14 protein-coding genes are annotated in these 12,615 nt (G+C 34.7%); all 14 read left to right on the top strand.

The genetic code is table 11. The features are described 5' to 3' along the window. Positions 1-214: hypothetical protein (locus ACZ11_RS26285; RefSeq protein ID WP_049665552.1), on the top strand; the 214-nt coding region annotated here is incomplete at its 5' end. Beyond that, positions 198-482: a hypothetical protein gene (locus tag ACZ11_RS09425; protein ID WP_049665550.1), complete on the top strand. Its 285-nt coding sequence runs from the start codon at positions 198-200 to the stop codon at positions 480-482. The genes ACZ11_RS26285 and ACZ11_RS09425, both read left to right, overlap by 17 nt. Then, a complete protein-coding gene (locus ACZ11_RS09420; RefSeq protein ID WP_049665549.1) occupies positions 466-846 on the top strand; it encodes a methyl-accepting chemotaxis domain-containing protein in 381 nt (126 codons plus the stop codon). Before ACZ11_RS09425 ends, ACZ11_RS09420 begins: the two co-directional genes overlap by 17 nt. Before the next feature lie 82 nt (positions 847-928). After that, entirely contained in the window at positions 929-1,129 is a 201-nt protein-coding gene (locus ACZ11_RS09415) for a hypothetical protein (RefSeq protein WP_049665548.1), read from the top strand. A 45-nt stretch (positions 1,130-1,174) separates the two neighbouring features. Beyond that, on the top strand, positions 1,175-1,381 hold the full coding sequence (locus ACZ11_RS09410; protein ID WP_049665546.1) for a hypothetical protein: 207 nt from the start codon (positions 1,175-1,177) through the stop codon (positions 1,379-1,381). Between the two features lie 114 nt (positions 1,382-1,495). Beyond that, entirely contained in the window at positions 1,496-1,906 is a 411-nt protein-coding gene (locus tag ACZ11_RS09405) for an Rrf2 family transcriptional regulator (RefSeq protein WP_049665544.1), read from the top strand. 74 nt (positions 1,907-1,980) lie between these two features. Beyond that, positions 1,981-2,610 (top strand): NAD(P)-dependent oxidoreductase, encoded by a 630-nt coding sequence (locus ACZ11_RS09400; protein ID WP_049665542.1) that lies wholly within the window; start codon positions 1,981-1,983, stop codon positions 2,608-2,610. A 553-nt stretch (positions 2,611-3,163) separates the two neighbouring features. Further along, positions 3,164-4,582 (top strand): aspartate ammonia-lyase, encoded by a 1,419-nt coding sequence (gene aspA, locus ACZ11_RS09395; protein WP_049665541.1) that lies wholly within the window; start codon positions 3,164-3,166, stop codon positions 4,580-4,582. 552 nt (positions 4,583-5,134) lie between these two features. Beyond that, entirely contained in the window at positions 5,135-6,385 is a 1,251-nt protein-coding gene (locus tag ACZ11_RS09390) for a methyl-accepting chemotaxis protein (RefSeq protein ID WP_049665540.1), read from the top strand. Positions 6,386-7,255: 870 nt separating this feature from the next. Further along, a complete protein-coding gene (locus ACZ11_RS09385; RefSeq protein ID WP_049665538.1) occupies positions 7,256-9,190 on the top strand; it encodes a RiPP maturation radical SAM C-methyltransferase in 1,935 nt (644 codons plus the stop codon). A 16-nt stretch (positions 9,191-9,206) separates the two neighbouring features. After that, a complete protein-coding gene (locus ACZ11_RS26280) occupies positions 9,207-9,374 on the top strand; it encodes a hypothetical protein (RefSeq protein WP_157804074.1) in 168 nt (55 codons plus the stop codon). 81 nt (positions 9,375-9,455) lie between these two features. Further along, positions 9,456-10,706, top strand: a complete 1,251-nt coding sequence (locus ACZ11_RS09380) for a M16 family metallopeptidase (protein ID WP_049665537.1) — start codon at positions 9,456-9,458, stop codon at positions 10,704-10,706. A gap of 15 nt (positions 10,707-10,721) precedes the next feature. Beyond that, positions 10,722-11,246 (top strand): winged helix-turn-helix domain-containing protein, encoded by a 525-nt coding sequence (locus ACZ11_RS09375; protein WP_049665535.1) that lies wholly within the window; start codon positions 10,722-10,724, stop codon positions 11,244-11,246. 18 nt (positions 11,247-11,264) lie between these two features. Continuing rightward, a complete protein-coding gene (locus ACZ11_RS09370; protein WP_049665533.1) occupies positions 11,265-12,521 on the top strand; it encodes an aKG-HExxH-type peptide beta-hydroxylase in 1,257 nt (418 codons plus the stop codon). Positions 12,522-12,615: the final 94 nt, after the last annotated feature.

The raw sequence follows: 12,615 nt of genomic DNA, 5'->3' as shown, positions 1-12,615 counted from the left end.
GACGGAAAGAACAGGCCAATCGACGGATAGAACCGCCAAAATCGTGGATAGAGCCCTCGAAGTCGTGGATAGTACCGGCAGAATCGTGGATAGAAGAGCCGAAGTCGTGGATAGAACCGGCCAAGCGACGGAAAGTAGTAAAGTGGCGGAAAACAGGGGCAGAGCGACGGAAAGACCCGGTAAAGTGACGGAAAGAAATGAGAGCGACGGATAAAAAGGCCAAAGCGACGGAAAGAACTGGTCAACCGACGGATAGAAGAGTCAGAGTGACGGAAAGAACAGGCCAATCGACGGATAGAACCGCCAAAATCGTGGATAGAGCCCTCGAAGTCGTGGATAGTACCGGCAGAATCGTGGATAGAAGAGCCGAAGTCGTGGATAGAACCGGCCAAGCGACGGAAAGTAGTAAAGTGGCGGAAAACAGGGGCAGAGCGACGGAAAGACCCGGTAAAGTGACGGAAAGAAATGAGAGCGACGGATAAAAAGGCCAAAGCGACAGAAAGAACTGGTCAACCGACGGATAGAACCGCCAAAATCGTGGATAGAGCCCTCGAAATCGTGGATAGAAGAGCCGAAGTCGTGGATAGAGCCCTCGAAGTCGTGGATAGAACCGCCAAAATCGTGGATAGAGCCCTCGAGGTCGTGGATAGAAGAGCCGAAGTCGTGGATAGAACCAGCAGAATCGTGGATAGAACCGCCAAAATCGTGGATAGAGCCCTCGAAATCGTGGATAGAACCCTAAAGCGCCGATTACTCCCGCCAAAGCGCAAGTTAAAACGCCAAAATAAAAAACCTATATTTTGTATAGTGCCAAATTCTCTAGCGCTTTATGTGAAAAATGTTTAAATTTATGAAAATTTTTCCGATATAAGTTTTAATCTGGAAGTCCTAATAAAAAAATTTAGAGGTGACTGATGTGAGGAGATCATTGATTTTTCAAATAGACGGAAGAGGGCGTGAGCAGCGTTTAAGGACGAAATGGCTTACGAATACTCCTCAACAACAAGAGGAATTTATTCATCAATATGAGCTACCACACATCTCTACAAAATTAACACAGGAGCAAATACATAAAATGATGCAAGTCATTGAGGAAATTCGCCTGAATCGTTATAAAGAAAGACTGTAAATGTAAGCGCCTTCTAAGCTATAATAGTTGAGGAGGTGTTTATTAATGAACGTGATATTTGTAGATTCGGTTTTAGGTACAGAGCTTTTACAAATGGTGTCACATGATGTGGCAGGCATATTAGCTGCGGCTCAGGGGGAAAGTGTGACGTTTCCACTTGGCCATTTTAAGTATGAATTTCATAACTTAGACTTTTATGAGCAAGATGGAGAAATACGACAGGAATTAGTCATTTACGTAAAGAAAATATAACCATCGTATAATACTCCGTAAAAATACAAAAAATAAATACAGGTGTAAGTAGAGCAATTTGTTTGCTTTTATTTAAACCTGTAACTATACTAGTTACAACAGGTGGTGATACATATGGTGAACAGTCGTTTTTCGGTAGCGATCCATATACTTTCGCTTATTGCAACAACATCTGACAAAAGCCAGCTGACGTCTGATTTCATCGCAGGTAGTGTGAATACAAATCCAGTGGTCGTGCGACGAATGATCGGGGTGCTAAAAAAAGCGGGCTTGCTTACATCACAACCGGGTATTGCGGGTTATGAACTTTTAGTGGAACCAAAAGATTTAACGCTATTAGCCCTTTACCATGCGATTGATGGGCCAGAGCAGTTATTTGCGATTCATGATGAGCCAAATCCGGATTGTACAGTTGGTCGAAAAATCCAACGGACATTGGAAGGTGTTTATACATCTGTTTGGCATGCAATGGAAGAACAACTACAAGCACAAACTTTACAGGATGTGCTAGATCAACTTCGTTAAAATCAACGAAGTCGGTCTTTTGTATCTAACCTGTAACTAAAATGGTTACAAATGAAAAATTGGAGGAATTAATTATGAAAATAGCAGTAATTGGTGCAACAGGGAAAGCAGGACAAAAAATTGTAGAGGAGGCACTACAGCGTGGTCATGAAGTAACTGCGATTGTACGTTCAGCTTCAAAAGTAACGGCAAATATTCCTGTAATTGAAAAGGAAGTATTTGAATTGTCTCAAGAAGATGTAAAAGGCTTTGACGTAGTCGTAAATGCGTTTGGGGCTCCTTTTGGTCTGGAGGAATTACATGTGAAAACTGGCCGTCATTTAATTGATATTTTCACTGGAATCAATACAAAATTAATTGTTGTCGGTGGAGCGGGTAGTCTGTTTGTAGACCCAGAAAAAACTGTTCGAGTAATGGATACACCAGATTTTCCAGAAATGTTTTATGCGACAGCTAAAAACCAAGGTGAGAATCTACGTGACTTACAACAATCTACAATTACTTGGACATTTTTAAGCCCATCTGCTTTCTTTGATCCAGAAGGTCCACGTACAGGTAGCTATATTACTGGAGAAGATCATTTATTAGTAAATGCTGCTGGTGAAAGTTATGTTAGCTATGCAGATTATGCCGTTGCTGTTTTAGATGAAATTGAAAATCCAAAGCATGTTAATAGCCGTTTTACAGTTTCTTCTAATAAATAATCATTTAGAACCGAATAAGCATTTAATACACATTAGGGGTTCCTTGTGTAAGCACAAAGCCGATTCCAGACGCAATTTTGCAGATGAATAATTGATTATTAGCTGAACTAACACAAACAATTAGTTCAGCTTTTTTTTATTGTGATAAATGAACGATTGGGAATAATTATCTCGCATTGTAGTAGTACGATTGGTGAAGATTAATAACACTGGTTTAAGTTTTACTTTTTGTTTTTCAGATCCTGTTGATATAAGGTTTTTTTGCTTCTAACCCTTTAACTTGCTTCTAGCAAATGTCTTTTGTACTGAAAGCATAGCGATAGATACATAATTCTTACTCCGCTTTAGGTGGTGAGATGAATGCAGAATAAGTCTATATATTAACCATCTTGTCCATTTACTGGTCTTATTAGTTTCAAAGTAGTGCTTGGTTTTTAGGGAATAATAATATCTTTTCATGGAAATTTTCATTTTCCAGACAAATGACTGTTTACAATAGTGCATTTATTAGCTACTATCAAGTGTGAGTATTACATAAAAGGAGACGACAATTATGTCCACACAACGTATAGAAAAAGACTTTTTAGGTGAACGTGCCTTACCAAACAATGCTTATTACGGGATTCAAACGCTTCGTGCGACTGAAAACTTCCCGATTACAGGATATACAATCCACCCTGCTCTTATTAAAGCAATGGGTATTGTAAAAAAAGCAGCTGCTTTGAGTAATATGGAGGTACACCTACTTTCAACAGAAATCGGAGATGCAATTGTCGAGGCTGCACAAGAAGTTATTGACGGCGAGTGGGATGCTGAATTTATTGTTGACCCAATCCAAGGTGGAGCTGGCACATCTATTAATATGAATGCCAACGAGGTTATTGCTAACCGTGCCTTAGAAATTTTGGGCAAAGAAAAAGGGGACTACAAAACAATTAGCCCAAACAGCCATGTTAATATGTCACAATCAACAAACGATGCTTTCCCAACAGCAATTCATATTGCTGTGTTGAATTTGATAGATGAACTACTTCTTACAATGGAAAATATGCAAGCGGTGTTCCACCAAAAAGCGGAACAATTCGCGCATGTTATTAAAATGGGACGTACTCATTTACAAGACGCTGTTCCGATTCGATTAGGGCAAGAATTTGAAGCATATTGCCGTGTTATCACTCGTGATATTGTTCGTATTCGCCAAACTCGCCCAAATCTATATGATGTAAATATGGGAGCTACAGCTGTTGGTACAGGTTTAAATGCATTCCCTGACTATATTCAATCAGTTGATATACATCTAGCTGAAATTTCAGGATTGCCGCTTAAAGGCGCTACACACCTTGTGGATGCAACACAAAATACAGATGCTTATACAGAAGTATCAGGCGCATTAAAAATCTGTATGATTAATATATCGAAAATCGCTAATGACCTTCGCTTAATGGCATCTGGTCCACGTGCTGGATTAGGGGAAATCATTTTACCAGCTCGTCAACCAGGATCTTCTATCATGCCAGGTAAAGTAAATCCTGTTATGCCAGAGGTTCTGAACCAAGTTGCTTTCCAAGTAATTGGTAATGACCATACGATTTCTTTAGCATCTGAAGCAGGACAATTAGAATTAAACGTTATGGAGCCTGTACTTGTCTTTAACTTAATTCAATCTATTAGCATTATGAATAACGTATTCCGAGCATTTACTCAAAATTGCTTGAAGGATATTGAAGCAAATGAAGACCGCATGAAAGAATATGTGGAAAAAAGCGTTGGTGTATTAACAGCAGTGAACCCGCATATCGGCTATGAGGTAGCTGCACGAATTGCGCGTGAAGCAATTTTATCTGGTCGTTCAATTCGTGAGCTTTGCATTGAAGAAGGTGTGCTAACGAAAGAACAATTAGATTTAATTCTAGATCCATATGAGATGACACATCCAGGTATCGCAGGATCAAGTATTATGAAATTAAAATAATTTATTATAAAAGCACTTTGTCTAGAGCAAAGTGCTTTTTTGTTTTTGTAAAAACAAATTAGCATGGCTTATTCGCAAAACGGATAATTGATTTCCGTTCCGACTGAGCGCTTTCCTGGGGCGTACTATGAGCCGCTTCACTCGAAAGGTTGGCTCCAGGGCCTCGAGCCAACAGATGTTTTTTGCGCGAAAAGTAGTGATAACGTAGCGGCAGCGTAACACAGCACGATGTTGGTCACGAAGACGTTATCACAGGACGTGATGGTTTTAGCCGTTGTTCCTCTAACGCTAATCCCTTGGGGTGGAAGATTACTTAATTGTTCCTCTAGCTTGTTTTTATTGCTGATCAAGCTTCCCGTGGATTCCTCATTTTGCTGAAGGTCATACTTTTATATCACACCTTTATTGAAACAATGGTTTTCTATACTACAAAAGCACTTTCTGTTTTATAATTCATTTATCTTACAAAAGTTGGGCTTTTTTCTATGAATTTCAGGAGAATTAAACTATAATAACTACGTTGGAGTAATATTATAGTTGGGGGAATTTAGTATGAGTTTACGGAAAAGAAGTATAATTTGCTTTACTACTTTAAATGTTCTTATGGGTGTCATTCTAATTATAGACCTAGCAAATTTTACTAAATTAGAATGGCTATCCACTGTATTAACAGTAATGGGTATAACTATGACATTATCTTGTATTTTCTATGTAAAATTTAAAATTATTAAGCCTATTAATCAATTAGCAGAAACCGCTCAAGCAATCGCAGATGGAAATTTGCGTACTGCTACGATTGAAATTAATTCCAATGATGAAATTTCAGACTTAGCTAAAGCGTTTTTAGAGATGAAAGAACAATTACATACGATGTCACAAAATATTGTGAGTAGTTCTACAGATTTATCAGCGAGCATAGAGGAGCTATCAGCAAGTACAAATGAAATTACAGATGCAGTTAACGAGGTTGATTCTCAAATGGAAAATACGACTGAGGGTCTTAAAAAAGCAGCACAGTCTGCAAATGAAAGTGCTATTGCTATGCAGGAAACTGCTGATGGCATTGAACGTATTACCGTGGCAACGCAAGATGTATTTGATCATGCAAAAGAAGCAAATGACATTGCAGGCAACGGTGCGGAAATTTTACACGTAGCTAAAAATCAAATGGAGTTTATTTCAACTTCTACTGAAAAAACAAGTGAATTAATGCAGCAATTATCAGGAAAAATGACAGATATCAAATCTATGACAGACATGATTACAGCTATTACAGATCAAACGAATTTACTAGCATTAAACGCAGCGATTGAAGCAGCGCGTGCTGGAGAGCATGGTAAAGGCTTTGCAGTAGTAGCAGAGGAAGTTCGCAAACTGGCAGAGCAATCTAAGCATTCAGCTATTCAAATTGTTGAGCTTGTTGTTGGTATTGAAAGCGATACAAAACAAGTAGCTACCTCTGTCGAAGAGGACTTGAAAAACGTTCAACAGGGCGTTTATGTCATTGATGAGGCTACAAAGTCATTTGGCACAATCTCTCAGCATGTTAGCAAAATGACGAACCAACTCGAGGATATTTCCGCAACAGCTGAAGAGCTTTCAAGTAGCGCGAATGAGGTTACAAAATTAGTATCGACAATTGCAAATGGGATGGATAGCTTATCTAATTATACAGAGGCCATTCTGCAGTCAGTGGATGAGCAAAGTGCCTCCATGCAAGCGGTAAGCATGGTAGTGTCACAAGACTTATGTGCACAAGCTGAAAATTTACAAAAGCTTACACAGAGATTTAGTGGACAATAATATGTAATGAAAGAAATTTAAAAAAGGCTATTTTGCAGAGGGAATTTACTGCGAAATAGCCTTTTGAATTTTTTCTAAATTTTACGTTCTGCTCTCTATCCTGTGTACAAGCCTCGAGCCGTTTTCTCCGTTAATAGCATCGGAATTAAATACTAAAGAAGGCGGAAATTCAGTTTTTATCGTCAAAAAAAATTATGCAAATCATAAACATCATTTCTACGATAGTAGCAACAGCATCTTTTATATTTTTCGCGTATTACATTTCCAAATGTAATATTTCAGATGCTACTTCTATTGCTAATCTATAGAACTTTATCATATCGGTTCCGATAGACTCTTCAAGGAATCAGTCTATATACGATAATCAGCTATCAGAACCCTTTAATGATAGATATCATTTGTTATCAATTAGTATTTTTGAAAAAAGGAATAAAGAAGGGATTAAGTGTACAGCATGACGTGCTGATTTGACTGCATTGATAAAAAAGTTACTAGAGAGTAATCACTTATGAATATTTACCAATTAAATTACATATTAATAGTATGTATTGGATTAATATTTACATAGTTTTCACTAATTGAGAAACAAAAAGATTATTTAACAGGAACTAGATAGACAGGCTTTAGTAAAATATTTAAAAATTACTTTTTTCTTTAAAAAAAGTATTGCAAAAGAAAAAGTCAGAATATATAATATTTTTACCAATAGTGGAATAAAATGTATATAAAATGGTAATTAAGTGCAGTAATATGGGTTTAATGTAGTTCATTAAAGTTATTCTTTGTAGAACACTATATACCTTAGGATTAAGAAAATTAAAATCGATAGTATAAATTCCGTAAAATTCAATGTATATAAGGAGGAATATTATGAAAGTAGCGCTTATTAACATGCCATTCGCTTCGTTATATAGACCATCAATCGGTTTAAGTTTGCTTAAAGCAGGATTAGAGAGAAAAAACATTAATTGTGATATACATTACTTAAATTTGAAGTTTGCAGATTTAATTTCCACAGAATTATATAATTCTATTTCTGAAGGAAATGTATTTTCTAGCAATGCACTAGCAGGAGAAATTGTTTTTTCAGAGTCATTATTTGGTGAAGATACTTTAGACTTATACATTGAAGAAGCAAAAGTTAAATTTAAGCAAAATAAAAATGAAGATTTTGAATTAATTAGAACTGTTAGGTCCTATGTAGAAGGTTTTCTTCTTTCTTGTTTAGAAGAACTAGATTGGGATGAATACAATATCATAGGCTTTACTAGTGTGTTTGAACAGAATGTAGCTTCATTGAGCTTTGCTAAGAAATTAAAGGAAAAATATCCTGATAAATTTATTATGTTTGGTGGGGCGAATTGTGAAGAAACAATGGGTATGGAGCTTCTTAAACAATTTTCTTTTATCGATGCAATTTGCTCAGGCGAAGGGGATTACTCATTTGTGGACTTTATCTCAGAATGGAATGAAAATGGAGTAATCTCAAATGATATTGATGGTATCTTTTTGCAAAAAGATAAAGAATATATTATGAAAAATAAAAAACGCCCAAGTTCACCATCTGTAATGAATTTAGATCAATTACCAATACCTGAATATTCTGATTATTTTGAACAATTTTTCTCGTATAGTTATAAAGATCAAGTACACCATTCTCGTTTTCTATTTGAATCATCAAGAGGATGTTGGTGGGGGCAAAAACATCACTGTGTTTTTTGTGGTCTAAATGGAACGAATTTAAATTTTAGAAGTAAATCTGCAGAGAGAGTCTTAGAAGAATTAATGCTACAAAGTAATAAGTATAAGAAGTATACATCTAAAGCAACTGCAGTTGATAATATAATCGATATGAACTATTTCAAAAGTTTATTACCGTCATTAAAAGAAGAGGATATCAATTTAGATATGTTTTATGAGACTAAGGCTAATCTTAAGAAAAGTCAAATCGAGCTTTTTAGGGATGCAAATTTTAAAACTATTCAGCCTGGAATTGAAAGTCTTCAAACATCTGTACTAAAGCTTATGAACAAAGGTATTTCGATGTTACAGAATATTCAACTTTTAAAATGGTCTAAAGAATTTGGTATTTATCCGGTGTGGAATATATTATATGGTTTTCCTGGGGAGAACCCGGAGGAATATAAGAATATTCATAAAATTATCGGGAAAATCCAACATTTAACTCCTCCTGGGGGTGTTTCAAAAATTCGATTAGATCGATTTAGTCCATATTTTAATGACTCTAAAGAAAATGGAATAACGAATGTCAGGGCAATGTGGCCATATAAATATATTTATAGTCAGATAGATCAATCTGGACTTGACAATTTAGCTTACCATTTTGATTTTGACTATTCAGTACCTTGTAATCCAGATGAGTATACAATCAGCATGAGAAAAGCGGTATTAAATTGGACAGAAGTCCATCCATATAGCGATTTGTTTTATGTTGATAATGGTCACCAATTAATAATCATGGATCTTAGAGAAAAAAACAATATTCAAACTTATGTACTTAAGGATGAACAGCGTCAAATGTTAATAGCATTAGATGGAATTTGTACTATAACCCGTGCTCATAAAGAAGTAGTCAGTGCTGGCTATTCAGTTACAATTGAGGATTTAAATAATATTCTTCTAGATTTTATAAATAAAGGGATTGTTTTAGAGGAAGATGGGAAATTGATTAATATTGTTTTGAATACAAATATTTACAGTCCTAAAAAAGCTTCTCTTATTAGAATAAAAGAATGGAATGAGAATAAGCGTAAAGACGTTTCTAAAGAAGTCGTATTTATTTGAAAGGAGGTGAGTTATCATGACAGAAAAAAAACAAATTATGTTAACACCAGATGTTTTTAAAGTTAATAATGATGGTGAAGTAATTATTAACAATTCTCAATTAGTTGAGGAAATTGAAAAAGCTACTGATGAAATTGCAGCAGGAGAACAAGGAGTTGTAATTTCTATCTCAGTAAGCGTTTAAGCACTACATATTTGAATTCAAGAAAGGGAACTAGTTTCCTTTCTTGAATTTAAATAACATTTATTATATAGGAGGGGTATCTTGTATTACGAGTCCATTTCTAAAGCCATGCTTGAAAATTGTATGAAGGTAGTAGTTAGAAAAACTAAACAATCGCGGAATTTGTCAATTGGCATGTTTGTAAATCACGGCTCTAAAGACGAAACAATTCATAATAATGGGATATCTCATTTTATTGAGCACATGGCTTTTAGTCATGAAAATATGAATGTTGCAGCTAAACAGATGGTTGGAGATTTATTGGATAATGGTGCAAGATATGAAGCTTATACAGGAAAAGAGATGACAAGATGTTGTATTACATCTCAAACCAGCTATAGTAACGATATAATTAAAGCGTTGTCAAATATTGTGAAATTTAGAGATATTCCAGAAGAACGAATTAAACATGAAAGAGCTATTATCTTACAAGAAGCCGATACATATTTTGCTTCCTCTAAAGTTAAAACAGAGCTTTCAGAGCGTACATTATGGGGAGAGCGTTCATTAGGTTTATTCGTTATAGGAAATCAAGAAAATATATCTCGATTTACTAAAGAGGACATCGAGAGTAGATTTGAAAAATACTATACACCGAGTAACACCCTTATGGTGATTCAAGGAAATGTGGATCCAGATGAAATAATAAATAAAATCGCTACAGAATTTGATTTTTGGAGAAATAATAAAGTTAGTAACCCACTACCGATGCTTGAAGTATCACCTAGTGTTACAGGAATTGGGAATTCTGATAGAGTTAATTTAACAATTTCATTTGTAGGCCCATCCTTTCGATCACGTAAAAAATATGCAATGGCAATTTTATCCGACATTTTAGGTGATGGATTAAAATCACGATTGTTTTTAGAACTAAGAGAAAAAAGAGAGCTTGTTTATTCAATATACTCTTACTCTCTGAGTTACGGTCTGGGTGGCTATTTGGCAATTGATCTTAATTGTCAGAAGGAAAAATTAGATGAATGTTTCAATGTAGTAATGGAGATAGTTAAAGATATTCAGGGAAAAGGAGTAACTAGTGAGGAGCTAGAGCGTGCACGAGCTTCACGTATTACATCAACGTTACAAATTCCAAATGATTCCGTTAGGCATCTTAATACTACAGGAAGATATGCATTATATAATAAAGATTTTTTTGTAGATAATGAAGTCTTTGAGCTTATGAGTATAACTGAAGAAGAAGTGCGTGAAGTTGCTAATGAAATGTGTGACGAATCTAACATGGCATTATCTGCAGTTGGCACAAATTCTGAGTCATTAATATCCTTACTTTAGAAAGAGGGTGAAACTATGTTAAATTCGGCAGATTTCGGAAATAATCAAACGGATTTTCTTGATACTATATTACATGCTGGGGGAATGGAAGTTTTAAGCATCCTGTCTATCGTTTCAAAAACAGCAACGGAAGTTTCAAAACAAACAGGTATACCTTTGGCGAAAGTAAATTATATTATAAAAATGTTGGAAAAGAATGATTTGGTTTTTGTTGATAGTACTAATTCAAAAGAAGACTTTGTAGAAAATGCTTATAAAGCTGATGTTAATTCTTTTAGCATCCGATTAAGTAGTAAGAATTCGGATGAGATGGAAAAAATAAAAATGATTAATTATATGATTGATGAAGTACAAAACGGAATGGTAAATGCAGTTACAGATCTGGCACCAGCTGAGTTTTCATTAGTTAAAGCTAGAATTCCTAGATCAAAAGTAAAAGAATATATACTGAGGCTTCGTGAACTTGAAGCTGAAATTGATTCACATCAAGAAATTGAAGATGCTCCATATACTTTTACCGTAGCATTGTTTCAAAATTAAAAATTGAGGTGAGGAAAAATGCTAACTTTTTTACAACCTTCTCAAATGGAAAATGACCAAATATATATGTTAAGTTTAAGACCTTTTTATCAAAGGATTAATAATATAATTAATGCAATAGAAAAAACGGGGGAAGTATCTGTAGATGTTCTGACAACTTTGAAAGAAAGTTTAAATAATCAAGTATTTTTGACGTCTATCTATAGCCCTGGTTTAAACTATTTTGCTATTGACCTAACAACATATGTTTCAAATGGTTTGAGTTATAAATTAGATGAATCAGAACTAATTAGCAAGTTAATGACTTCTGAAAATATTCAAAAATTCATTAGCTATTTTATTTTACCATGTGCAAAAAATGGAATAGAAATAAAGACAGTTATTCTAAGTACTTCTGAAGGTGTAATCGAATTTCCAGGCTTAAATTACGTAATAAATACACCAGAAAAAAGTACTTATCACCTTATTTCAACCCATGTAAATAATATTACTATTAACATAGGTACAGAAATCGTTGCAGAAATTCCAATTAATAATACTAATTCTCCTTATTTTGGGAATGCAGACTTTTCTATTGAAAAAAACAGTTTAAAGACAATAGACGACATTTCGTTAACTTTTTCTGATCCTTTAATTAGTAAATGCTTAACAAATAATTTTAGAGATTTAAATATACGAAAAAGTAATGAAAATAATTTGTTAAGTAATATTGAATTTACTATGAATGATCATTTGTATTATAAATCATGTCTAGAATTAATTGCAGAAATTTGGCCAGAGTATTATAAGGAGATAACTAGTCACATCAAATTAATAGCAATTATGGATACAGATGCTTTTGGTGGCTTCACTGCAAATCTACTCCCAGATGCTATTTTCCTGTCTCATCATCCTAATGATTTTTTATGGGTTACCGAAAATATTGTACATGAATGTGCCCATTCTAGATTAGAACAACTCTTTGTAATTGATCCAATTGTATTAAATGAACATACTGAGAAATTCAACTCCCCATGGCGTGAAGATCTTCGACCAATGAAAGGAGTATATCATGGTGTTTTTGCATTTACTCGAATAGCTATGTGGTTAGAGAGACTATACAAGGTGTATCCTGTAGCGAGTATTTCAGAAAGACTAGAACTAGTTCTGCAGCAGTTAGAACAAGGGATAGCAGTAATTTCTCAATCAGCTAAATTAAGCCCGATAGGTGAACATATTTTTAACGAGATACGAATCATTGTTGATAAGAACAAAAAATTAGAAGAGACAACATAAGATGTGAAATTAAAATATTTTAAAACATTACGTCTGGACTTTTAATTATGTGAATTTTTTAGGTAGATAATGATTTTACAAAGTAATAACACTT

Origin of the sequence: Lysinibacillus xylanilyticus (assembly GCF_001183605.1) — a bacterium.
In the GTDB taxonomy this organism is placed as follows: Bacteria; Bacillota; Bacilli; order Bacillales_A; family Planococcaceae; genus Lysinibacillus; species Lysinibacillus xylanilyticus.
Note: the sequence above shows the minus strand (reverse complement) of the source record. Positions and strands in the feature narration are given on the sequence as shown.